Below are 25524 nucleotides of genomic sequence, written 5' to 3' on the forward strand. Positions count from 1 at the left end.
ATTCTACGATAAGCAACTCTCTTAAATGCCATTTTGGCTCCTTTATTCATTCACTTTAAACCAAGGCTTACCTTCTTATTACTGTGAGCCAAAATTATTTACCAATGAAAAAATTATTCACCTTATTCCTAGTACTTTTAGTAGGATCAGGCAGTAGTATGCTGGCACAGGATTGTACCCTGTATATCCCAAATACAGTTGGGACAGTTCTCCATTATCAAATGACAAATTCAAAAGGGAAAACCATGGGATCCTACACTCAAAAAATGATTTCGATAAAAAACAAGGGGGGAGAAACTGTTTTTGAAATGCTACAAACCTATATAGATCCTAAGTCAGAAGAAAGTATCTTAAAACAAGATACCTTGCGTTTTCGCTGTAAAGGCAATGTTTTTTATATAGACATGGATAAGTATTTAAATCAAAAACAGATGGAAAGCTTTCAGGATATGGAGGTGAAAATTACTTCAGAAGATTTAGTCTATCCGCCAAAGTTAAGTGCCGGTCAGCAATTAAAAGACGGTTCCATAACAATTGAAGTGCAAACCGAAATGATGAAAATATCCATGACAACGAAAATTGTAAATCGTAAAGTGGAAGCCGTAGAAGATATGAAAACTACTGCCGGTAATTTTAATTGTTACAAAATTTCGGAAGATGTGCAAAGTAAGATGGGCTTTGTTAATATGAAGCTACACAACGTAAGCTGGATATCGAAGGACTTAGGCATGGTTCGTAGCGAATCCTATAACAAAAAAGGAAAATTGGATGGAATAACTCAATTAGTGAAAATAGAACGTTGAAAATTGGAAGGGAAATGAAGCATTCATCATTTCCCTTTCTTTATCCAATATTCTTTATTAATTCATTATATTCCTTGGTTTTCCTTGCAGCCATAAACGAATATTTTCCATCACAATATCTACTCGTTTGTCGAACGATTCATTCGTTGCATAGGCAATATGAGGAAGCAGTATTAGGTTCGGGGCTGAAAACAAAACATGATCCTTCTCTAAAGGTGGCTCCTTATCATACACATCCAAGGCAGCTCCAGCTATTTCACCTTTTTCCAAGGCATTGCAAAGTGCATCGCTATCAAGAATCGATCCCCGGGCAGTATTGATTAGAATTGCCGAAGATTTCATTAGTTTTAATTCTTTTTCTCCAATGAGTCTCTTTGTTTCGGGAGTTAAGGGAACGTGTAAGCTTACAATATCCGATTCCCTAAGCAAATACTCCTTATCAACGAATTGAATGCCTTCTAAAGTCTTTTCGCTTCGCGAGTAGGCAATCACCTTACAATTAAAGACTTTTGCCATCTCAGCTACGCGGAGTCCTATCGCTCCAGCTCCAATGATACCTATTGTTTTTCCATTTAATTCTGTACCGAGAAAATTGCCTCTGTTTCCACCAAATCTTGTAATTGAATCACCAGCTCCTATTTTACGATACAGGGAAAGTATCATACCAATGGTCAATTCTGCAACCGATTCTGTTGAAAATCCAGCGGCATTCGAGACCAGGATATCTCTTTTATTACAAGCATTCATATCGATATGATCAACTCCAGTGAAAGCTACTGAAATCATTGTAAGATTTGGACATGCATCAATAAAAGCTTTTCGCACCGGAATATTGCTTAGGACAACAGCATCAGCGCCTTCAGCTCGTTTAATTAATTCATCTTCCTCTTCGTTCCTATCGGTATAAAAAACTAACTCATGCCCTAATAAGGCAAATTCCGCCCTTAACTTCTCAAATTTGGAGAAACTAATTCCCAGTGGTTCAAGTATTACAAATTTCATATTTTTTATTTTTCTGATATTTTAAAAATCTGATCCATCTACAGTACGCTAAAGTAAGTAATTCATTGCTAGGGACAATTTGTAGCATAGTGGTATACCAATCAAATCAGTTAATAATCTGTTTTAATCCTGTATTTTCCTTAATTGAACGATTTTAATTTTTTGCTTTTGATTTTTTTCTCATTTTGCTGAAAAACAAGCTTGTATTACGTTCTTATGATTGAAACTTCCACTCTATATAATACCCTCACAGACCAAATCGTTCAAAATTGGATGCTTGCTCCGGAAATATTGCCCTCCATTAAAACCAAGTACTCAAATTTCACAAAAATTCTTTGGGAGAGTAAATTCGATAAGTTTATCCATTTCCTAAAAAAACAATCACAATTAAATCATCCCGATCGTAAAAAATTACTTAATAAATTAAGTCAATTTTTTAAGTACAATCTTAACTATTCAGAAGCTCAGCTTCACCTCTTATTTTCGGATGATATGATTTCTGCCTCCAAAGATTTTATCATTAATGCCTGGAAATTTGATCCTGATCTGAGTTATGAGGAAATCTTTCAAGCCTTAAGAAATATGTGGATTATTTTTGGTTTACAATCTTTGTTTGGAAAGAAGATAGAATCTACTCCTTCGTTAATGGCATATAGTTTACTTTATCCTTATACCGATAATTTTTTAGATGATTTGACCATTAGTAATGAAGAAAAAAATAAGTTTTCAGAAAGATTTGCACTCCGCCTTTCAGGTGTTCGATCATCGACTTCTACCTACATTGAAAAACAAACATTTGCTTTAGTTGATCTGATAGAAGATGAATTTAATCGTACTGAATATCCTCAAATTTACCAAAGCCTAATAGACATCCATGACGCTCAAACTAAAAGCATTGACTTGCTCGACAATACACAATTGCTTTCAGAAACAGATCTCTTAAAAATCTGTATTAGAAAGGGAGCTACATCCGTTATTGCTGATGGATATTTAATACTTGGTGAGCTTTCAGATCAACAAAAACAACTGCTTTTTGAATATGGAGCTTATCTACAGATTCTTGATGATTTACAAGATGCCAACGAAGATTATGAGATGGGAGTAAATACTTGTTTTTCAAGATTACTTCCTCATCAAAAACTTGACAAAATCCTTTGTAAAACTTATTATTTGGGGAGATCATTTTTAAGAACCCTACAAAAACTCTACCCTAACGAAAAAATTTTTTACGATTTACTAAGACGAAGTTTTGGACTGATTCTTCTTGCCAGCCTTCTTCAAAACCAGCAAAATTTCTCTTCCAAATTTATACAGAAAATGGAAAATCACTCCCCTTTTCGCTATTCTTTTATAATACAACGAATGGAAGATTTACAACCATTAAAACACCTATTCCTGCAAAAAATTGAGAATTATAAGCAACAAGTATCAGCGAAAGTTAGTTGAGTAACTATAATGAAGTTAAATTTCGATTAATATATACAAGGGGGAAATAATTCAATTATACAACACAAACAAATATCATAGATAATCAGGAACTTAAAATAAAAATATTTGATTGAAATAATCACTGGAAGTAGTTAATTTTACCGCGAAATAAAATAGTAATTTTAATAAGAATAGGATCGAAGCAATATAGATATGTCTGAAAATTATAAGTTTTTTCAAAATAAAAAATGCGAATACTTCCCTTGTCATAAAATTGAAAACGAAGAGGAATTTAATTGTCTATTCTGTTTTTGCCCGTTGTATATGTTAAAAAATAAGTGTGGTGGTAATTTTAAATATACAAATGGATTTAAGAATTGTAGTGATTGTATATTACCTCATACCAAAAATTCTCATAATTACATAATGAGCAAAATGGGGATAGTCTCTAAAATTGGTAGTGAGCAAGAATAATCTCAATCTATAATTCAACTAGTACGTATTTATAATCCGTGCTTTTTTGTGCCTCTATTCTCACTATTCGTATAATAGTTTGTTTCCTTCTTTACGCCACTCTCATACAATCTACTTATTTTTCTGGCATAATTGGCTCCATACGTAAACTCCATTTTTTTCGTAATTCCATCCAGAGTTTGTTCTACGTCATTTACCTTGTTAAAAGCGGTATAAGAAACCGATTCAACCGGTAGAGATGAAAATTTTGCGAGTGTGCTGGAAGAGAAATTAGAGAAATACAAACAGAAAGGCATTTGTGAAGTACATGGCTAACTGGTATTAAAATCGACTACGCCCTGCCTTGCAAACCTATAAAGCAGACTACAACAAAAAACGCTCTTAGCTGTTTTTACAACTAAGAGCGTTTCTACAAAAATATCTTAACTGTCTGCTTATTCATCAAGAATAAACTAACAGGAAATTCATCTTTTTTTTAATGATTAAGCATGTAATCCACATTCGCGATTACCAAGAACTTTTGTTGGATCGAAATATTTGGTTTCAATTCCCAATTTGTGTTCTTCAAGATATTTATCCATTTCTTCGTCGCTCCAGTTGTAGAACGGACTCACTTTTAAAAGGCCATCGGCCGATAGTGAAAGGATGTCGATTGAATCGCGAAAAGCGGTTTGTCCTTTTCTCAAATTTGTAAACCAAACATCAGGCTGATGTTCTGACATTGCACGATGGAATGGTTCTAATTTTACCTGTTCTGTGAATTCCTTATGCTTAGGATCGTTAATATCCGGGATACCACCCATAACTGTATCGCGATGCGCTGCTGATTGTTTTGGCACATACAATTTCACATTTAAATCTAACTGCTTAATTGTGGCTTCGGCATGACGATAAGTAGGTGAAGTGTTGTATCCTGTGTCGCACCAAATTACCGGAATATCTTTTTTTACCTGAGAACATGCATGTAAAATTACGGCTTCGTATGGTCTGAAATTAGTTGTAACCACAGCTTTCTTGCCATAATCTATTGCCCATTCGATAATTTCCTGAGGTGTTTTACCTCTCAGCTCATTGTTTAATGCTTCTATATCCATGTTATGCTAATTTAAATCGATTTGAATCCTAATAATTTACGACGAAATTAAAAAAAATATCCCAGCAATTGGTAATTATTGAAATCGAACTGACAAGAGAATCTGGAATTCTTAATCCAAATTAAAATTATCATTTACAATGGATATAATATTGCCGGGTGTAGTTTTATGAATCTCAATATCCTTACAATCATTAAATGTCATAAAGGCTTTTAATTCACTTACCAATGCAAGAGCAAATAGATCAAGTTTCTTTAGATTAGCCTCCAATGCCAAATGATTGATATGCAATATCGACTTTTTTCTATCCACCTTGCAATCCATACGGGCAACCAGCATTCCGTTCCACAAAATAGGCAATGAAAAATAGCCATATTGTCTTTTTGCTGCCGGCACATAACATTCAATCTGGTAATCAAAATCGAAAAGTGCTTTCAAACGCTTCCGCTGGATAATAAAATTATCGAATGGCGATAGAATTTTTGCCTTCGCCCGTACTAGTGGCTTAGTCAGCAAATCCAGAGAATCGGATAAAGCAAAGTAATGATTCTCTCCTACCTTCAACTTAATAAGTTCACCACCCAAAAACATTTCCTGCAAATATTTATTTGCCAGCGGTCTGGTATTTTTTCGCAAGTACGAAATTTCGGAAGCTTGACCCAATCCATTCACCTGTAAATAACGGGTAATTAAATGTCTGATGTACTCCTCTTCAGTTGGTACAGAAACATCAAGTCCTTCGGGAAGTACTCTCTCGGTTAAATCATAAACCTTATGAAAATTGTTCCGATAAGGAATCATCAAATCTCCCTGCATGTAAAGATTCTCTAAAGCTCGCTTGGCCGGCTTGCTCGACCAATCCATCTTCTTTTTGCCGGTATGTTCAAAATCCTTAGCCATTAATGGTCCTTCGATTGATATTCTTTTCAGGATTTCATTCATCAGCTTTTGGTCGCGCTCGTACCAGTGATTTTGTTTGCCCGTTGCCATGGCATGCTTGCGCACCATGCTAAACCGAAAATCGCGCATGGGCAGGTAAGCGGCGGCATGCGACCAATATTCAAATACCTTTTTATCGACTATCAATTGATCGAGATGAGTGTTTTGATAGCACGAATTTCGAGACCATAATGTATGATGATGTGCTCGTTGAACAACCGAAATGGTATCGATTTGAATGTAGCCCAGATGCTCTATCGCGGCAAGCGTTGCATTTATTGCCTTTCCGGATTGCTTTATCGATGGCAATTGCTGCGATAATAATACTAACTTTTGAGCTTCCGGTTTGGAGAGAGATTCTGCTATTTGCACCATCCTTATTCTTTTACTTGCTTGTTAAAAGGTGGGTAAGATATGGCCTTAGCATTTGAAATACAAAATCTGTTCAAATCTATTTTTACACAATACTGGAATTACGACAATATGATAGTGCAAAAAATTGATGCGAGCCCTTGCCAATAGAGCGTGCCACGTGCTACTGAAGTTAATATGGAAAGCCAAAGAGCTTTCTATTGGCTTGATTCTTTTTGCTTACGTTTCTCATTTAAGGAGAAACGTAAGAGCCAGTCCGGCTTGAGGACAAACAAAGCCTAAGCAATGCCAACTGAATCAGGAATGATTGATAGGTTTTAATGCAATATTGTCCTAATTAAATTGGCGTTATTCAAGCTGCTGAGAAATAAGCCCTTTATTTGTATACTATTCCATCCTCCAGCTAAAGCTGGGGGCAAGTAATATGCAATTTAGATTGCGAACGGCAGCATCCTTTTTCAAAATTGAGATTCAATTACGCAGAATTGTATTAATTCACTCCTGCTTTAGTTTGAGGTATTGATAATAAACCAATACTGTCCTAATTAAATTGGCGCTTCGCCCAAACCCGACTTCATTTTTTGGCTTAATTTAATGTCTAGTCAAATGTACCTATTCCACTTATTTGCCTCAAGCTTAAGTGCGGCCGGGTTATTTTCAACTTATTGAGATATATGAGCATGCATTTTTAACAGGGCAATCGTAAGAATCTATTATATTTCGGTGCGCTGCACCTTATACTTCAAACAATAACAAGATTGCTATAAAGATTTAGGTACGCTGTACCTGGTATTTCTTGTCTTCAATTACAGATACAGCAACAGCGTTGCGTAATATTTATAGCCTGACATGCTTAGTGAATTGAAAGGTGCAGCGCACCGAAACATTAATAATGGAATTACGACAAAATGATGGTGCAAAAAATTGATGCGAGCCCTTGCCAATAGAGCGTGCAATATGCTACAGAAGTTAATTTGGAAAGCCAAAGAGCTTTTTATTGGCTTGATTCTTTTGCTTACGTTTCTCATTTAAGGAGAAACGTAAGAGCCAGTCCGGCTTGAGGACAAACAAAGCCTAAGCAATGCCAACTGAATCAGGAATGATTGATAAGTTTTAATGGATATTGATCGAATCAATTGGTGCTTCGCCCAAACCTGACTTCATTTTATGGATTCATCCAAAAAACAGAAGCAAAAGAGATCAAGACTACTCAGAAATATCCGTTTGCAATAAAAGGTATAAATAAACAGAAACGTTTAGGACGATATTGTTTTTATACAAGAATTTAACCTATTAACAGGACAAGCTCCGCTACCCTTCCAATCCTCTCTTGTGCTAAAACTTCCGTATCAAAGAGATTGGATTGCGTAAGATCATTATAGCTTTCCGTAACACAAGGTGAATCTTCCGTAACATGAAGATCAGCTTCCGTAACATGAGGATTAGCTTCCGTAACATGAGGTGAGTCTTCAGAATGTTACGGAATAACAATCCTTGCGTTCGGATGAATAAAAGCTTGTTACGGAACAATCAGCCTTAGGTTCGGAGAACACTCAGCCTGTTACGGAAATCTTTTCTTTGTGTTCGAATAAACTTTTTGCTGTTACAGTCATCCTTCTTCAGGTACGGATTACTCCCCTACCCATACAGATCAAAAAAAAGGAGAGCATTTTTGCTCTCCCAATAAAAAAAACTACAAGGATTAATAAATTTTAATGAAAGTTAATTTGTTTTTGCTTCGGCGGCTTTGGCCTTGCGATAAGCTGCCACTCGTTCTCTATGATATTTACTGCTGTAAGCTTGTCGTTTTGCTTCATTTTTTCTGAACACAAATTTACCGTAGGAGCGGATTTCGTCAACTACTTGCTTGGTAAGCGTAAAGGCTTTATCCCGAATTAATTTAATATCATCTTCAAAATACATTCTACCATTAATATCTCCCAACAAACCCCCTACTTTGTCAGCCATTTCAGCTGCTATATCCAATTGTGATAAATCAAAATTAATAGCTGTAAGCAATTCCTTATTTTCCTTACCCAGTACCGACAAGCTGGCCATATCCTGAATGGTATCGGCTCTGGAGTCTCCCACCTTAATGGCCGCCAACTTTTTTAATAAGCTTGCATCGGCCCTAAAGGCAAAACTCATTTGAGCAATTAAGTCATCATGAAGTTCATACATAGCAGGAGCTTCCTTTTCCCAGGCATCAATAGCCTTTTGCTTATCTGTTTTCATCGATTCCCAATTCGATTGGGCAGTACGCAAGGCTCCCGTCAAATCCAAAAGTCGATCCAGTTTTGTAGCATCAAAATTGAATGCTTCGAGCATGGGCAAATCTAATTGTGCACGCGTGTGTAGCCCCTCACATTCGTTGATGTAAACCAAGTAGGGCATGTCGCAATAAACCATTTCTTCGTTAAGTACTGCTTTGATTTCTTCCAGGTGATCCAGTAAATTTTGTTGATCAGACATAATAATAACTTTAAAAGATGAATATTATCCTCCCCCACAAATCTTCCCCTATGAAACTGTTTTAAATAATCTATCCCGGCCGAGAGTTAATGATTAACAAAAACATATCTAAACTAGAAATTTATTATTAAATCTGAAACTTTTTCACGGACAATTCTTTCAATTTTATGTAATTACAACCTGTTAAACTATACAAAAACCTACTAAACACTAGCGCTTCAACATTGTTAAGATTTTTCAATTTTATTTTTAAATTATGATTTAGTTTGATTTAATGGATAAATCATATATCTCCACTCCATAACTCTTTTACGACTCATTGCAATCTTTTTGTTATTTGATCAGACAATCCAGTTGAAAATTCATAGTTTTTTACAGTTTAGTATTATTCAAATCATCAGCCCTCCATCACAATCAGAACCAATATCTTTTAAAGCAACACACACAAATCTTCACAATCTATTAGAAATCAATTTAAACAATAAGTGATAGTAAAATGGATTAATGAGTATTTATAAATTAAACAACAACACTTACTTATGATTTTTTATCTAGACGAGGAAAGATTTGTATTTTCGGTAGTTACTAAATATAAAACGAATACAATACCTCATGCCACATAAGTTTTTATCGTGTAGCAGCCATTCCTAACTTGCTGATGCAAATTCTAATAGAACCGATATTATAAGGCCTGGCAGTACCAGAGATTACTATGGAGAAAAAGGTGTTTTATTCGGAGGGACAGTGGTAGTGTAATGCCCACACAAGAGGACTCGTGTGATGCTGTAGAAAAAAACAAAAAGCCAATTAATATTTTAGTGACTCAGATCTCAATTGCCCGAAGTCTAAAATATCAATTGGCTCAATTACAAATATAAATAATCAGGTGATTATACAACTTCGTTTTCCTCGGATTGCTTCATGTAGGTTTGTAAGGTGTAGAATATTCCAGCAAAAGAAAACAGAATATAAAATAAATTGGCAACTAGATTAGGATATCGATTTTAAGCATTTATTAGCCAATTTAACGAGGATTTAGACTGAATTGACAATTGTACGGATTTGGTATATTTTAAGCCGTTAACTGGATATAACTTGCCTAAATTGTTTTCAAAGGGAGTAATATTCTTTGGCAGAAATTGCTTGGTCAGAATGGCGATAAAACAGCATCAAAACAAAAGCGCCAGTAATTATCTTACTGTCAGCGTTTTGGTAGCCCCAACAGGACTCGAACCTGTATCTAGTGTTTAGGAAACACTTGTTCTATCCCTTGAACTATGGGGCCAAAAGACATGCAAAAATATTCAAATCTTCCTTATCAGCAAAACAAAAGTTCAATGGATAAGAATTATTTCATTTCTAAAGATCATCAGAGAATATATTCTGAATGACAGAGAGGGATTTCAAGCTTGAAAAACCATCAATTTGCAGGGCATAAAAATTCAAAATAGCCCTTAAAAGATCATTAACTACTATTTTACTGAATATCAATTCATTTAATTGATCAATTGAAGTATTTATTAAGATATTTAAGCTTTGACTAAGCTCAAAATTCAAGCAATGAGCATGTTTGTTCTCAAGACTAACAAAACGTCCATTATCCAAATCAAAAAAAGGCTTCTTATCTTCCCTGTTTAATTGTGGATAACAACCCAAAAAGCGAGTTAGTCGGGTCAGGAAGTACAAATGAAAGAATTGTATCGATTCATCGCATAAATCTAAATAGCGAATACTATTATATAAGAACACAAATAATTCCAGGTTTGCTTCCTCTTCTCTGATTACTTTTGTTACTACTTCAGCTAGGAATAATACCATTGTACTTTTATGCACATCAAAAATCAGATTGTGGATTGGTTCGGACAAACGAACTTCCTTTAAGGATTGAATATTCTTCCCTGCCCTATGGTAAACTTCCATATCCAACAAGAAAAAGGGACGAAACAAATTATTCTTATTTTTAGATTTTTTGCTGCGTGCCCCCTTCACCATATAGGTTTGTCTGCCAAATTTTTCGGTATAAATAGAAACAATCAGGCTAGTTTCTCCATATTTAATCTGATTCAATACGATTCCTTTCGTGCTGTGAATCATGGCATTATTAATTAATAAATAATAATTTAATTACTTTTGATTTAGATCCATCTGAACTCGAACAGAAAATCAGGTAAACACCTGTATGTACTCTATTTCCGTTAAAATTTTTACCATCCCAGATAATTTGACCTCCTAGAGATTTGCCTTCCCAAACTAAATTAGCAGTCAGATCTGTAATTTTAACCATTGAGTTTTGCATTAATCCACTTACTGTAATATCTCCCCTATATTCTGGTCGAACCGGATTGGGAAATACATATAGATTATCAAAATTTTCACTTGCTTTATTAACGGAAGCACGATAGGAAATCATGCCTTTATCCGTAAGGAAGAACACTTCGCCAGAATTGGAGTTCACCGAAATTTTCTCCACCAAATTGGAAGGCAATGGACTATTATCGGTATTAAAATGAGCAATTTGCTTTTCTCCATTTTCAGAAACTAAAAAAACACCGGAATTTTCGGTTCCCAACCATTTTTGATTGGCTCCATCAACGGCAATGCTCCTTACTTTTTCCGTACTCAAGAGATACTGTGTGGATCCATTAACCGTAATTATTGGACGATATGCAAAGAAACTACCAGTTCTAAAAATAGCACCAGGATCGTTATAAATTGCAACTCCATTTGAAGTCGCCAACCAAACATTCGCCTCCTCGTCCTCACACATATCATAGATATCGGAGCTAATTGTCGCATTATTCTCATCACGAAGAAAGAAACTAGCCGTAACATCATCACTTGAATTACTTAAGGTTGAATTCTCATTAAATGCAAACAGAGCCTCACCTTCAGCACGCAGTACCCATTTGTCCCCATTAGATAACACAATAATTTTCTTTAAATCATTGCGATTATTTAAAGCAGAATAATTTAACGATAACCAATCGTCATTCCAAAGATGTACTTTCACCGGAAAGGTGGACTGAACATCCAACATCCAAAGATTTCCATCCTTATCAGAAGCCATAGAAGCAATACCCTTTGATTCTAAAGGGGAATTGGTCGTATTCCAACTTGCTTGTAATCCCTCATCGTTGAACTCAAAAACACCATCGCCCCAGCTCGCTGCATAAATCCGCGAATTATCTCGTAGATTCCCTGTTATTTGAAACAAATCATGTGATCCAATCAATTCCGGAGTATTTGCTGCTGAAAAATTCGTCCATTTCTGATCTTTAAATAAAAATAGTGCTGCATCAGATTGACTTCCATTAAATGATTCATTAGGAGATCCAGCTACAGTCCATGTTTCATCTTCCACTGAAAATATTCCGGTTATAATTTGCTGCAAAGGCCCTTCGGGCTTTATCTGAATCACGTTACCGCCAGTTATTTCCAGTAGTGAATTTTCATGATCAGCAATAAAGGTTCGATTCTGTACTTTAACTACATCGCGATAATTCCGTTGATCACCAAGGCTAATTTCGAAACTTTCCACTCCATTTTCACTAAATATCTGAATTAAATCAGATTGACAGATCCATAATTTATCTTCTAGATTTTTTAAAGCGTAAACCGTTGAAAATGCACCTCCAAAATTCGTCCAAATATTTCCATTATATCTTAGAATTTCACTTGTTGTTGCTGTTAATTTTCGACTCAAGAACAAATCTGTGCCGACCACAGCCAGGTGATCGCATTCTTTCTGATAATCCGGTAAATTACTTAAATGCTCCCAATTGCTAAAATCTGCCAAATTACTACCATCTAAACTAGCTCTGAATATTCCTTTTACCGTTGCTGCCCATATATCAGTATTGGTAGATAAAAGCTCATTCACTTTTAATTTCTCCCCTCCATCACCGATATAATAAGTATCGGCAATCTCCTGCTTATTCAAATTTATAAGCACGATACCAAAACCCGTTGCCAAATAAACAAATTCACCATGCATTAAAATGTTGTTAATCGATTTATCTAACAGAATATCGGCATGTTTAATATCCGGGATATTAAGAATTTCAGAATCTGTTATCAAGTCGAGATTCCCATTAGTGTAACCAATAACTAAAATATCTTGATCTTCAGACCAGGCTATACTCGTGATCTCTGAGTCTGATAAACCTTTTGCTTTACTAAAAGCTTGTATTTCATTATCAGTGAGGGAATAGGAGAACAATCCCGACTCTGTTCTGCAGTATATCCTATTATCTGAAGCGATCACCTGATTCGCTTTTCGATAAGGCAAATGTTCTCTCCATTCTCCAATTCTAATTTGTGCTATAGATTGAAAACTAAAAAAACTGACAAGAAAGGCCAAAATAAGATAACGCATATTTAATTTTCTTGATTTTAAAACAACTAATCTGTGTGAGTTTGAAGGAAAGCCACCAATTTACGAACCGCCACACCCCTATGACTAATTTTATTTTTCTCGCTCATATCCATCTCTGCAAAAGTCTCCCCGTATCCTGTTGGTTGAAAGATGGGATCGTATCCAAAACCATCCATTCCCTTTCCTGCCAAAAGAATATTGCCATTCACAGTTCCTTCAAACTGATATTCCTTTCCATTTAAAAATAGAGATATTACCGTTCTAAATCTTGCTTTTCTATTCTCTACACCATCCAATTTCTTCAGCACCTTTCTCATATTGGCACTGGAATCCTTATCTTCACCAGCATATCTAGCGGAATAAACCCCAGGTTCATTATTTAGGGAATCGATCTCTAATCCTGTGTCATCAGCAAAACAATTTATTTTATATTTATCGTAGATATATTGAGCCTTTTGGCTTGCATTTTCCTCTAAAGTATCATGATCTTCAGGGATTTCTTCCCTGCAATTTATATCTGCGAGAGATAGTAATTGAAACTCCTCTCCAAGTAAATTCTGTAATTCAATAAGTTTATTTTGGTTATTAGTAGCAAAAACAAGTTGCATAAATTTTAATTTAAAAGTTAATCGAAAAGCATCAAAGTAAGGACTCAGGAAAGGAAATATCCACATAAAAAAGTAAATAATGTCTCATCACAAATCCTGATATTATTTTGTAGAACATTTTATTACATACAAAAACAACGGCTATAAAAACCGTTGTTCAAATATAAATATTATAAAACGAAGCTCTAATAAAAACTGCCGTATTTAGCAAGATCAGTTCGTGGATTAACACACATCACCGGAATATTAGCTGAATTAGCTATTACAAATTGTTCATGTGCTCCCAACATGTAATCCTGGAATGAAATATTTTTTGTGGTCATTATCAGAATGATATCTGCATCAATTTTTTTAGCAAACTCAATAGTCTCCATCGCAAAATCATTTCCTCCATTAGCGGTATCAATCTCATAATCAATCCCTCTGTTTTCTAAATATTTTTTCGCAAAAACAAGATTTGCTTTGGTTCTTTGAAGCATTTGTCCTTCGGGCATTTTCGGAGTAATAACTCTCATTTTAGCCTTGAAAAATTTACCCAAGAATTCTGCCCAACTTAATTTCTCCTTATTTTCTTTTTTGAAATCAACGGGTAGCACAACAGAAGAATATTTTTTCTGTACGGGTGGTGCCTGAACTACTACAAAAGGAATTCTCGATCCTATGATCACCTTTAAAGCCCAACTTCCGGTAAGCTTCTGCATTCCCTTGATACCATGAGTTCCCATCAATACAAGCATTGAATTCATTTCCTTGGCAATATCATTTATTGCGGTAAAAATACTGCCTTCCCGAACCACAAAATCCAGCTTACTATTATTGTCTTTTGACAATTTATCAACTGTCTCTGTCATTTTAACAGTGGCCTCAGAAATTTGTGATTCTTTTTTCACAATATGAGCCAATACAATACTTGCATTAACATTTTCAGCAAATATGAATGCATGCTCTAAAGCGTATTCCGCAACAGGGGAAAAATCCCATGCTACCAGCAATGATCTATTAGTGTTTTCCATAGTTCAATTAAATCAGAAAAATTCAGTTATAGTTTTAACATAACCGTATGCTAATTTAATTATTTTCTGTTAAAGTAACAAATTTATATCTCCACCTTAAGTTTCAGCATTATTTCAGTCTTTAAGACTATTTTTAAAAATTTCTTGTCTATTTTTAGTACCGAAGTAATGCTTTTGACTTTAACCTAGCATGATGAATCCTATTCTCCTCTCCTTCCAAACAGAATTTATAATTTTTCCATCGCATATTGTGGGAAATTTCAATCTTGCATATATCTCGCAGGATGATCTTATTCTAGGGTTTCTGATGCTATTCTTAATTGGTCTACTATATATTTGGTTTATTTTCCGAATTAAAAAAATAAGACAGAAGCTTGAATTGGATTATCATGAAAAAAATCTTGAATTAATTTTTCAAAAAGAAAAAGCTGAAAAATTACTTTCTACACTTCTACCAAAACAAACTGCCGAAGAACTACAATTAAAAGGTAAAGTTAGCTCACGCAGATTTCGAATGGTCACTGTACTTTTTTCTGATATTCACGGTTTTACTAAAATTGTAGAACAGATGAATCCTGAAGATCTTATTGATGAATTAGATAAGTTTTTTATGCAATTTGATGCTATAGTTGAAAAATACAATATAGAGAAAATAAAGACGGTTGGAGATGCATACATGTGTGCAGGAGGAATACCGAATAAAAATCGTACCAATCCTATTGAAGTAATCCTTGCAGCGATAGAAATTCAGCAATACATGAAACACATGACCATTCGATCAAAGGATGGAAAAAAAGCTATTTGGGGTTTGAGAATTGGTGTACATACAGGACCCGTAATTGCGGGAGTTGTAGGGAGCAAAAAGGTAAGCTATGACATTTGGGGAGATACAGTAAATACAGCAAGTCGAATGGAATCATCAGGTGCTGTTGGTGAAATCAATATATCAGGAATGACCTACATGTTAGTAAAAGAATTTTTTATTTGCCAATATAGAGGTCGAATGCCTGTAAAATACAAAGGCAATATTGACATGTACTTTGTAAAAGGCTTTAAACCTAATATGGCTGCTGATATTAAGGGATTACTACCTAATGAATATTTCATTACTCGCTTCCAGATGCTGCGCTATGATGATTTGGAAGAAAGTATTCTCACAAAACTGGAAAATGAGTTGCCTAAAAACCTTTATTATCACAATTTGAAACATACAATAGATGTGATTACTGAGGTGGAAATAATTGGTAGAAAAGAAGGTATTACTGAATCGGAAATGTTGATTCTTAAAACTGCTGCATTATTTCATGACACTGGTTTTATTTTGTCCTATAACAATCATGAGGAGTATAGTGTGAAACTCGCAAGGCATATTCTTCCTCAATTTTTCTATAATGAAAAACAAATTGATAAAATTGCCGGATTGATCATGAACACTAAGAATCCTCCGGAACCTACTACGTTGTTGGAAATGATTATTTGTGATGCGGATCTTGATTATTTGGGAAGAACCGACTTTATTCCGGTTTCCGGTAACCTATATCGCGAACTAAAAGAATATGGTAAAATTAAAAGTATTGATGGTTGGAATCGCTTACAAATAAAATTCATCGAAAATCATCAGTATTTCACTCAGACTGCTCGAAATATGAGAGATGTGAACAAAAATAAGCAACTAGATAAACTTCGGGAGCTTATCTGATTATTTTGAACTTTTCAAGTAGATTTTATTGTTATTCATTACTTAAAATTACCTTTTACTGATAATTGTAATGTTTCTAAAACCTATTAGTAACAATCTAGCATTCACAATGTTTGATTTTATAATAAAAAATGATACTATTACTGATTATTTGACGAAATATATCATGTTAAGTAACATCTGTTTTTTCGGATAGATTGGGAAGCTTGGTTCTTTTTCTTAAATTGCCACAAGGAACAATATTCTAGATTCATCAGAATAGAAAAAAATGAAATAGTTCAGCTTTGGTGTTTTTTCCACAATTAACAGATGACACTAAAGATTTTTATTAATAAATCCTTGTTCTCACCTTACAATGAGAAAAGAGGGAGTCTTGGTAAAGACTCCCTCTTCTATTTTATTATCTACTTGAATCTTATAATTCAACAATAGTATTCCAATTGTGCTTATCCTCAATTGTTCCGTATTGAATTCCACGAAGGGTTTCATACAATTTAAGGCTAACTTTTCCTGCCTCATCGCCATAAACATACTCTTTCTGGTGATCAGCATCTACAATTTTGCGAATGGGGGAAATTACAGCAGCAGTACCACAGGCACCTGCTTCTTTAAAATCAGCAAGTTCTTCCACTGCAACTCTTCTACGCTCCACAGCCATTCCCAAATCTTCGGCAATCTGGCAAAGACTCTTATTGGTAATTGAAGGCAGGATAGATTCAGATTTAGGGGTTACATAGGTGTTATCCTTAATTCCAAAGAAGTTGGCAGGACCACATTCATCTATATATTTCTTTTCTTTTGCGTCTAAAAATAAAACTGCAGAATAACCTTCATTATGAGCACGAGTTCCAGCCTGAAGACTAGCTGCATAGTTACCACCTACTTTAAAAGTACCTGTACCTTGTGGAGCAGCACGATCATATTCACGATAAACAACATAGTCTGTTGGCTTAAAGCCTTCCTTGAAGTAAGGTCCTACAGGCATCACAAATACAGCGAAAGTATATTCCGACGCAGGATTCACACCTACCTGTGCGCCATTACCAAAAAGAACCGGACGGATATAAAGAGAAGCTCCTGATTCATATGGAGGAATCCAACGAGCATTTAATTTCACAGCTTTCAAAATTGCTTCTTCAAATAATTCAAGCGACATTTTCGCCATCATGATTCCATTACAGGAATTCTGAAGACGTTTTCCATTTTCATCCAAACGGAATATTCTTACTTTTCCATCAGGACCTCTAAAAGCTTTCATTCCTTCAAAAGCCTGCTGTCCGTAATGCAATCCGGTAGCAGCAATATGTACATTTATCTGATCAGAAGATGAAATCTCCAATTGCCCCCATTTTCCATCACGAAATTGACAACGAACATTGTAATCAGTTTTGGTATAACCAAAGCCAAATTCTTTCCAGTTTATGTTTTCCATTTTCAGTTATGAATTTTACTATTAATATCGAATATTTATTGTGTTGTGTTTATTGATTTCTTCCTTATAAAAACAAGAGATGAGAGACTGTTTACTCCTCAACCTCCAACTCAATCAGGTAACCATTGTGCTTGCGGATATTGATTACTTTTCCGCCTTCGAAGATAAGGTATTGTCCTTTAATTCCTTGCAAAATCCCCGAAAATTCTTTCTCCTTATCCAAACCAAAACTGGTAACTTTTTCTGGAAATATTGCTACAGGATAGGAAATGGTATAAGTATTATTCTCCTCACTCACATATTGTTGCAATTCGGGATGCAGAAGTCCTGCCGCCTTTTGTTTTTCAACGAACAAATCAACCTCTGTTCCATTTTGCTCTTTTAACATTTCCCGCCATTTGGTTTTATCCAAAAAATACTCTTTTAGAGCAACTTCCATTACTCCTGCAATATGCCGATTAGGTGTTCTTGCTAATTTTATTGCTCTAATTGCTCCCTGATCAATCCAACGGGTCGGCACTTGCGATTCACGGGTAACCCCAACTTTAACATTACCGGAATAAGCCAAATACACATAATGAGGCTGAAGAGAGTTTTCTTTTGCCCATTCCATATCTCTGGAAATCCCCAAATAAGATAAATCTAACTCAGGACGAACGATACTGGGATCGCATTGCGGCAAGCTTGTGAAACAGGAATAGCAATATCCTTGCGAAAAGGATGTCTTGGTCTTTTTTCCACAATGAATACAATTAATCTGACCCAAATAGGAAAGCCTGACCTTTTTACCGATTAAAGGATTCATGAAGATTAATTCATCACCGATAGGCAAATGATATTCTACCACTTCCTTTAATTCAGCTCTCATTTTCCTGATATTTCCCTGCTTCTTCATTCTTATTCAACTTATAAGTTATCAGCAATTATCTTTATCATTTCCTCCAGCTCCTTTTGAGTAAAACCGACGGATTGAAAAATGATTTTACCACTTTTATCCAAGACATAGTTGCGGGGAATGTATTGACTTGCAAATTTACTGTACACTTCGCGCTTAGGATCTGCTGCTAATGGAAAAGTAAAACCCTTTTTCTGATTAAACGCTTTTAATTCAGCCGCTGTGTGCTCTCGTCCAATAGCCACCATCACAAAATTATCATTTTTAAATTTAGGCCACAGCTGACCTTGTACTACCGGCAATTCCTTCATGCAGGGACCGCACCATGTAGCGAAAAAATTAACCAGAACTACCTTTCCCTTTAAATCAGCAATTGAAAATTCTTTTCCATCAATAGTTTGGAGTTTGAAAGTAGGAGCTTGATCTCCATTTTTTAATAAAGAACCCTGATAATCTTTGGCAAAAAGAGTTATAGTAGCCAAAATGCTTATTAGTACAATGAATAATTTTTTCATGTGTCTGTAATTTGATATTTAATTATCACTCGGAAACTAAATTGATTCAGTTCGGAGTATTTCGTTTCTTAGAAGTAGTACACTCCTATCTTGTTATTGAATTAAATCACTAGTCACTTCAACAATTTTATAAAGCTTATCTGATCGGCGAATCATGGTGTCTAAAGCGATGGAAAAGCTTTCCCCTTTCACTGTTTTATCCACTTTTATTAAATCTACACGAATCTCCTCTACCTTAGATTTTATCACCCCCGTTGTTGGTCCTGTTATTAAAATATCGTCTCCAACACTCAACTCATTAGTCTCCATCAGAAATTCCGCAACCTTTAATTTGGTAAAATAATTGGTTCCCTTTCCGATATATATTTTTCGTTTGGTTGCCCGATTACCATAGTCGGAACTCCATTCTCCCAATTTCTGTCCAAGATAGTAACCATTCCAGAATCCACGATTGAATACTGTTGACAAACGTGTCATCCAAGCATCAATTTTTTTTGTAGTATATGCCTCATTTAAATAGGCATCCACCGCCTCGTTGTAACAACTTACAACTGTTTTTACATATTCTGCAGATCGTGCACGACCTTCAAATTTCAATACCCGAACTCCGGCATCCAGCATTTTGTTTAAAAAACCTATGGTACACAAATCCTTTGGCGACATGATGTACTCATTATCTATTTCCAACTCATTCCCCGATTCCTTTTCGGTTACAACATAGGATTTTCGGCAGGTTTGCATACATGCACCTCGGTTTGCTGATGAATTTTTCTCGTGCAGACTGAGATAACATTTTCCGGATACCGCCATACAAAGTGCCCCATGGGCAAACATTTCAATTTGAATTAATTCCCCTTTAGGTCCTCTAATATCCTGCTCCTTTATTTGTTTGTAAATAGCAGCTACCTGATTCAGATTCAACTCTCTTGCCAGCACCACTACATCAGCAAATTGTGCATAAAATTTTACTGCTTCGATATTTGTGATATTACATTGTGTGGAAATATGAACCTCCACACCTACAGAACGCGCGTAAGCTATCGCCGACACATCCGAAGCAATAATGGCAGAAATTCCACTTTCCTTTGCAGCATCCACAATTTTATACATCAACTGAATGTCGTGATCAAACAAAACAGTATTTACCGTGAGGTAGGATTTCACCTGATTCTCCCGACAAATGGAAGTTATTTTACGTAAATCTTCCAGGTTGAAATTATTGGAGGATCTCGCCCGCATATTCAACTGCTCAATTCCAAAATAAATGGAATTTGCTCCTCCCTGTATAGCTGCCATCAACGATTCATATGAACCTACCGGTGCCATTAATTCTAAATCATCTCTCTTCATGAATTCTCCTCTACTTCTCTCAAAACTAAAATTCTACTCTGTAAGATATTCCTCAAGATAAATACCTTTCATCAGATTTTCAGCAAAAGTAATCTTTATGGAGGATACCTGCAATAAATGAAGTGAAACTTAAAATGTTAAAACGTTGACAGAATACCATTTATCCCTGAAAAAACTTGCTTGTTTAAGAATTTTTATTAAATTACTTTTGCGCCACAGCTAGTAATCAACCGGGATGAAATTTGCTATACTGTTCCTTTGAATTAATTACAGATATATCATTCCCTTTATTCCAAATCGAATTAAAGGATCTCCTCTTGTGGCAATTAACTTATGCAGGGTTAATACATTTCATTGTCACAACATCCTAATGATTTGATTTTTAAACCATAAAAAAAACTAATGCAATTGTTTTCACAACGCAATTACAATATTAAAACATCAAAAAAAAATATTAGCCTATGAAATATAGAGCATTCACCTTGAGTAACTTTAAAAACATCCCTCAGATTAAACATCTAAGTGAGGAACAAATATTTGATATTGAAGTAGTCGGAGAAGTCCTTCCTTTTAAAACCAACAATTATGTGATTGAAGAACTGATAGATTGGGCTCATTTCGAAACAGATCCTATTTATATTTTAACCTTCCCTCAAAAGGACATGCTCTCCAATAAGCATTACGATCGCATGGCAGAATTAATCCGAAATGGAGCCTCCAAATCTGAACGTTTAGAAACTGCCAACCAAATTCGTATGGAACTAAACCCAAATCCTGCAGGACAGGAACACAATGTTCCGGAGATCTGCGGAGAAAAACTGGTTGGACTTCAGCACAAATACAACGAAACTGTATTGTTTTTTCCATCTCAAGGTCAATCCTGTCACGCTTTCTGTACATTTTGTTTTCGCTGGTCACAGTTCAGCGGTATCAGTGAACTGAAATTCGCCATGAAACAAGTGGATTTAATTATCGACTATATCCGGGAAAATCCACAAATCACCGATCTCCTCATTACAGGTGGTGATCCAATGATAATGAAAACCAAGGTTTTTGAACAATATATAGATGCACTACTAGCTGCCGATCTGCCAAATTTAAAAACCATACGTATCGGAACAAAAACCCTGGGATATTGGCCTTACCGATACACAACCGATGAGGATGCTTCACAACTACTTGACGTGTTCAAAAAAATTGTCAATAAGGGAATCAATCTAGCTATTATGGCTCATTTTAATCATATCAACGAAATGAGCACAATAACCGCTGAACAGGCAATTAAAAAAATTCAGGCTACCGGAGCGATTATCCGAACACAAACACCATTATTAAAACACTTGAATGACGATGCGGATATGTTGGCGCGCATGTGGCGTAAGCAGGTAAATCTAGGACTGATTCCTTATTACCTGTTTGTTGCCAGAGAAACCGGTGCTCAGGAATATTTTGCCCTAAACCTGGAAGAAGCTTACAACATTTATCGGAACGCATACATTCAGGTAAGCGGAATTTGCAGAACTGTTCGTGGACCAGTGATGTCAGCACATCCCGGAAAGGTTCAAGTAGCTGGAATCAGTGAGATAAACGGGGAGAAAGTATTTGTTCTTAATTTTATTCAGGCTCGAAACACCGATTGGGTTGGGAAACCATTCTATGCCAAATACAATCCTGATGCACTATGGGTAAACGATTTAGAACCTGCTTTTGAAGACAAATTTATATTTGAAGCATAACAAATCACCAAGAATTAATTAAGCCTTCCTCGCCGGGAAGGCTTTTAAGCAGATCTCAAGTTCATCTCCCCTCTTTTCCGTTTCCTCTAATTCACGACCCTAATAGCTTCATAATAGGAATGTGGAATCTTTTTTTGAAGGATATTTTTGTTTCTATCCACTAGAAAAAATACCGGAATGGCTCGGGTAAAAATTTTGTCATTAGGAAAAGTGCGTTCCAATAGAAGTTGAATTCCAATATTTTGAAAAATTCCTTTATCAGGACCAACAAAATCGAGATAATAGGAGTTTTCCAGCAAACCTTGCTTTGTAACCAGAGAATCGACTTCCTTTCTGTCTTTACTCGCTGCAATAAGCAGGAGTTGATAATGAGAGGTATCCATCTCTGCCTTTATTTTTGGTAAGGTTTCTGCCAAGGTTGCCCTGCAACTACTACACCAGGTTGTCCACACATAAACCAGCGTTTTATCCTTCTGGCTTATAAAATGATTCAATTTGGCAGTATCCATCAATCGCTGGTCGTCCATTGATGAGGCACAGGAAATTACAAAAAGCAGCAGTACAACTAAAGCGATATTTTTAATCATGACAAAAGGTTTGTAATTTTTTCTTCTTGAATAGCCAATAAGTTACAACAAATTCTACTTCCTAAAAATGCCTGTTTCCATTCGGTTAAAATAGAAAAGGGAACAAAACCTGCTCCCTTCACCTTGCTTATCGTTTCGTGGCTTATTGTTTAAATTGCTTTAAAAAAACTGTAATTGCATTCCAATATTCTTCTCCTCCTGTCTGATTCTTCCACAAATTGCGGGAACCATGTTGCCCTGGACCATTGGGTATGAACTGAGTTTGATTCTCGAGCATTTTATGCTTTTCAAGCAAGGTTTTTACTCCGTCTGCTTCTTGTCTGGAACTGGTAACAAACATCGGCTTTTTGAACTCTGACAATATATCTACCAACGAACCCTTTTCATCGGCAAAATAATTACCCGGACTAAATGAAATTACAGCTTTCACTGCATCATTTTTAGCTGCCAGATATAATGCCAAAGTTGAAGAATAGGACGATCCCCAAAGAATTACCTTCTGATTGTATGTTTTGCCAATATATTGAATAGCGGCTTGAATATCCTGTTCGGCATCTAAATACGAGACTGCTTTCCCTTTCTTCAGTGCATTTAGATGAGTTTGATTCTGCGTATTTCCAATTGGTCCACCCGAACGCTGATCAATCGCCAAACAATTAAAACCCATCTCATTTAATCGCTCTGCAATTCCGGCATATTCAAACTTATTAAATCTGGCCTGATGACATAGTAAAATGAAGGGAGACTTCTCATCGATTTGATACAGATTGGCACTTATCATGACTGAATCCAAGGAAGTAAATTGAATAGTTTGTGGATATTCTTGCTGAATTTCTCTTGCTACATTCTTATCAGGAGAGCTTTTTACAGGAGCATTGCATGCCTCTAGTAGAAAGAAAAAGGCTATTAGGAATAAGGAATAATATTTCATGATACTAATTTTAGAAGTGAATAGAAAAATGTATTAAAAGCCATATAATGAAAAAGAAAATCAACTATTCTTCTTCCAATTATAGGCATCGGCATCCAGCTTTTGCCCATGCTTACAAATTGGGCAATAGTAGAGGTAACGAGTTTTCAAGGGTACAATAGAGATAAAGAAAAGACTGGCATAAGTGGCATTCTTCTCTAAAATCCAATTACTGGTATTATTACAATGGTTACAATGCTCAGGTATCCGACATTGCTGTTGTTCCATTACTTTATCGTTGGCTCCAAATAGGATGAACATAGATTCTAATTTTTAACAACTAAATATTCAAGTCGATATCTTTCAATAAAGTTTCTTTCTGATCCGGAGAAATAGATTCCCGGTATCCTTCCAAAATCCGCTTCAATTTACGATAGCTTAAGGTTTCCAAAACAGGAATATTATCCGAGCCTGTTTTTTCCAAAGCATCAATCACCTTATGCACCGACATCTGGTTTATATCAAAAGCTGGCTGATAGGCCATTTGTTTCTCCGTATCGGTAAGTAATTCCGACACCAAACCAGCATTCATCATATTATAAATAATTTGCCGAACCAGACGAATGGGCATTTCCAGGCGAATGGAAATATCCTGCGAACGCAAGGCTTCCTGATTCTGTCTGAAATTGTGAACAATCAAATGCAAGACATACAAAGACAGCAATCGCTTGTAGGCATAAGATATTTCAGATGTCTCCGCTTCATACTCATAGCTTTCCACATTCTGTTCTGCAAAAGATATTTCAGCACCAAACAAAACTACCAGCCAGCTCAGCTGTAACCAAATCAGGAATAATGGCAATGCTGCAAAGCTACCATACACTGCATTATAGGTAGTTACCATTCCCTGAAATTCGATATATAAAATCTGAAAAACCTGATAAATAGTTCCGGCAATAATCCCGGCAATTAAACCGGATTTAAATTTTACATGTGTATTAGGCATTAAAGTATACAGAAGTGTAAAAAGTATCCAAACCAAAAAATAAGGTGCCAGATTAATCAGGAAAAATAAAAATGGCCCTACCGAATCTAATAGGTTATGACTCTCCAGCACCTTGTTCACCATGGTTTTAATAAAAACCGTAGCGGCACTAGAACCAATGAGCAGAATGGGAGCAAAAAGCATAATAGCCGTGTAATCGCTGAATTTTCGTCCCCAGGAGCGACCTTTCTTAATTTGCCAAACATCATTAAATGATTCTTCGATATTACTCAATACCTTTAAAACCGACCAGAACAAGATGATAAAACCCAATCCTGCTATTAAGGTTCCTTTGGTATTTTCCAGCATTCGGTTGGCAAATTCTATGAGCCATTGCAATACTTCCTGTTGTCCGGATAAATTCGATTTCAATTCATTCTCCAATATCTTTTCCAGGCCAAATCCTTTTGCAATTCCAAAACCCATGGCTAAAACGGGAACTACGGATAGTAAGGAATAAAACGTTAAAGCTGATGCCCGCAACTGGCACTTATCCTCGTAGAAGCCTTTAACGGCCAACACATATATTCGCAATTGTCTGATCAGAAAATAACGGTGGCCCGATAAATCTTTCAGGCGCATATTCCATACTCCCCGACTCAAAAAATTCATTACCAAATCGAAATAGCTTCGAAGACTCTTCATTCGTATTGTTTTTAGGTCTAATTAATGACCGAATTTACGGAAAACAGACAGATTAAACAATAAGGAAGAAAATGCTCAAGAGATTCCTTATGAACCTGATAAAAAATTATAAACTCATTAAGTGTTAAAA

Annotated in this window: 22 protein-coding genes and 1 tRNA gene; 5 read left to right on the forward strand and 18 right to left on the reverse strand. The window is 35.7% G+C overall.

The annotated features are described in order from the left end of the window. Positions 1-104: 104 nt before the first annotated feature. Entirely contained in the window at positions 105-803 is a 699-nt protein-coding gene (locus DLK05_RS06240; RefSeq protein WP_127343151.1) for a TapB family protein, read from the forward strand. 57 nt (positions 804-860) lie between these two features. On the opposite strand, the gene DLK05_RS06245 is transcribed toward DLK05_RS06240, so the two are convergent. Next, positions 861-1805, reverse strand: coding sequence for an NAD(P)-dependent oxidoreductase (locus DLK05_RS06245; protein ID WP_127343152.1), 945 nt, complete (start codon positions 1803-1805; stop codon positions 861-863). A 216-nt stretch (positions 1806-2021) separates the two neighbouring features. On the opposite strand from DLK05_RS06245, the gene DLK05_RS06250 reads away from it, so the two are divergent. Together DLK05_RS06250 and DLK05_RS18005 are read left to right on the forward strand one after the other, a co-directional pair. Beyond that, the gene (locus DLK05_RS06250; protein ID WP_127343153.1) at positions 2022-3251 is read left to right on the forward strand and encodes an isoprenoid biosynthesis enzyme family protein; all 1230 of its coding nucleotides are present in this window, start codon (positions 2022-2024) and stop codon (positions 3249-3251) included. Positions 3252-3446: 195 nt separating this feature from the next. Further along, positions 3447-3707 (forward strand): cysteine-rich small domain-containing protein, encoded by a 261-nt coding sequence (locus DLK05_RS18005; protein WP_127343154.1) that lies wholly within the window; start codon positions 3447-3449, stop codon positions 3705-3707. Positions 3708-3736: 29 nt separating this feature from the next. Here DLK05_RS18005 and DLK05_RS06260 read toward each other — a convergent pair whose 3' ends face one another. The 9 genes from DLK05_RS06260 to DLK05_RS06300 form a co-directional block, all read right to left on the reverse strand. Beyond that, positions 3737-3991 carry a hypothetical protein gene (locus tag DLK05_RS06260; RefSeq protein WP_127343155.1) on the reverse strand — a complete coding sequence of 85 codons (255 nt, stop codon included), beginning with the start codon at positions 3989-3991 and terminating at the stop codon, positions 3737-3739. Between the two features lie 198 nt (positions 3992-4189). Then, positions 4190-4801: a phosphoadenosine phosphosulfate reductase domain-containing protein gene (locus DLK05_RS06265; RefSeq protein ID WP_127343156.1), complete on the reverse strand. Its 612-nt coding sequence runs from the start codon at positions 4799-4801 to the stop codon at positions 4190-4192. Between the two features lie 111 nt (positions 4802-4912). Further along, entirely contained in the window at positions 4913-6115 is a 1203-nt protein-coding gene (locus DLK05_RS06270; protein ID WP_127343157.1) for a winged helix-turn-helix domain-containing protein, read from the reverse strand. Between the two features lie 1719 nt (positions 6116-7834). Further along, positions 7835-8584 (reverse strand): hypothetical protein, encoded by a 750-nt coding sequence (locus tag DLK05_RS06275; protein ID WP_127343158.1) that lies wholly within the window; start codon positions 8582-8584, stop codon positions 7835-7837. Between the two features lie 1210 nt (positions 8585-9794). Further along, positions 9795-9869, reverse strand: a tRNA-Arg gene (locus DLK05_RS06280). Positions 9870-9943: 74 nt separating this feature from the next. After that, entirely contained in the window at positions 9944-10678 is a 735-nt protein-coding gene (recO, locus tag DLK05_RS06285; protein WP_127343159.1) for a DNA repair protein RecO, read from the reverse strand. 7 nt (positions 10679-10685) lie between these two features. Continuing rightward, positions 10686-12959: a type IX secretion system anionic LPS delivery protein PorZ gene (gene porZ / locus DLK05_RS06290; RefSeq protein WP_127343160.1), complete on the reverse strand. Its 2274-nt coding sequence runs from the start codon at positions 12957-12959 to the stop codon at positions 10686-10688. Between the two features lie 26 nt (positions 12960-12985). Further along, positions 12986-13567, reverse strand: a complete 582-nt coding sequence (locus tag DLK05_RS06295) for a non-canonical purine NTP diphosphatase (protein WP_127343161.1) — start codon at positions 13565-13567, stop codon at positions 12986-12988. Between the two features lie 185 nt (positions 13568-13752). Continuing rightward, a complete protein-coding gene (locus DLK05_RS06300; protein WP_127343162.1) occupies positions 13753-14580 on the reverse strand; it encodes a universal stress protein in 828 nt (275 codons plus the stop codon). Between the two features lie 193 nt (positions 14581-14773). Here DLK05_RS06300 and DLK05_RS06305 point away from each other — a divergent pair, with 193 nt between their 5' ends. Then, complete coding sequence (locus DLK05_RS06305; RefSeq protein WP_235831961.1) at positions 14774-16279, forward strand: adenylate/guanylate cyclase domain-containing protein; 1506 nt, start codon at positions 14774-14776, stop codon at positions 16277-16279. Positions 16280-16694: 415 nt separating this feature from the next. Here the strand turns inward: DLK05_RS06305 and DLK05_RS06310 are convergent, their stop codons facing one another. The 4 genes from DLK05_RS06310 to DLK05_RS06325 all read right to left on the reverse strand — a co-directional run bounded on the left by DLK05_RS06310 (position 16695) and on the right by DLK05_RS06325 (position 20471). Next, complete coding sequence (locus DLK05_RS06310; RefSeq protein ID WP_127343163.1) at positions 16695-17711, reverse strand: branched-chain amino acid aminotransferase; 1017 nt, start codon at positions 17709-17711, stop codon at positions 16695-16697. A gap of 91 nt (positions 17712-17802) precedes the next feature. Further along, complete coding sequence (locus DLK05_RS06315) at positions 17803-18606, reverse strand: DUF2797 domain-containing protein (RefSeq protein ID WP_127343164.1); 804 nt, start codon at positions 18604-18606, stop codon at positions 17803-17805. 11 nt (positions 18607-18617) lie between these two features. Next, positions 18618-19121: a TlpA family protein disulfide reductase gene (locus DLK05_RS06320; RefSeq protein ID WP_127343165.1), complete on the reverse strand. Its 504-nt coding sequence runs from the start codon at positions 19119-19121 to the stop codon at positions 18618-18620. Between the two features lie 93 nt (positions 19122-19214). Next, the gene (locus DLK05_RS06325; RefSeq protein ID WP_127343166.1) at positions 19215-20471 is read right to left on the reverse strand and encodes a peptidase U32 family protein; all 1257 of its coding nucleotides are present in this window, start codon (positions 20469-20471) and stop codon (positions 19215-19217) included. A gap of 461 nt (positions 20472-20932) precedes the next feature. Between DLK05_RS06325 and DLK05_RS06330 the strand changes: the two genes are divergently transcribed. Then, positions 20933-22207 (forward strand): KamA family radical SAM protein, encoded by a 1275-nt coding sequence (locus tag DLK05_RS06330; protein ID WP_127343167.1) that lies wholly within the window; start codon positions 20933-20935, stop codon positions 22205-22207. Positions 22208-22293: 86 nt separating this feature from the next. Here the strand turns inward: DLK05_RS06330 and DLK05_RS06335 are convergent, their stop codons facing one another. The 4 genes from DLK05_RS06335 to DLK05_RS06350 all read right to left on the reverse strand — a co-directional run bounded on the left by DLK05_RS06335 (position 22294) and on the right by DLK05_RS06350 (position 25394). Further along, positions 22294-22794 carry a TlpA family protein disulfide reductase gene (locus DLK05_RS06335; protein WP_127343168.1) on the reverse strand — a complete coding sequence of 167 codons (501 nt, stop codon included), beginning with the start codon at positions 22792-22794 and terminating at the stop codon, positions 22294-22296. Positions 22795-22936: 142 nt separating this feature from the next. Further along, on the reverse strand, positions 22937-23725 hold the full coding sequence (locus DLK05_RS06340) for an alpha/beta hydrolase (protein ID WP_127343169.1): 789 nt from the start codon (positions 23723-23725) through the stop codon (positions 22937-22939). A 60-nt stretch (positions 23726-23785) separates the two neighbouring features. Next, positions 23786-24025 carry a zinc-ribbon domain-containing protein gene (locus DLK05_RS06345; protein WP_127343170.1) on the reverse strand — a complete coding sequence of 80 codons (240 nt, stop codon included), beginning with the start codon at positions 24023-24025 and terminating at the stop codon, positions 23786-23788. 19 nt (positions 24026-24044) lie between these two features. Beyond that, positions 24045-25394, reverse strand: coding sequence for a YihY/virulence factor BrkB family protein (locus DLK05_RS06350; RefSeq protein ID WP_127343171.1), 1350 nt, complete (start codon positions 25392-25394; stop codon positions 24045-24047). Positions 25395-25524: the final 130 nt, after the last annotated feature.

The sequence above is a fragment of the Ancylomarina longa genome, from assembly GCF_003996985.1.
GTDB lineage: Bacteria > Bacteroidota > Bacteroidia > Bacteroidales > Marinifilaceae > Ancylomarina_A > Ancylomarina_A longa.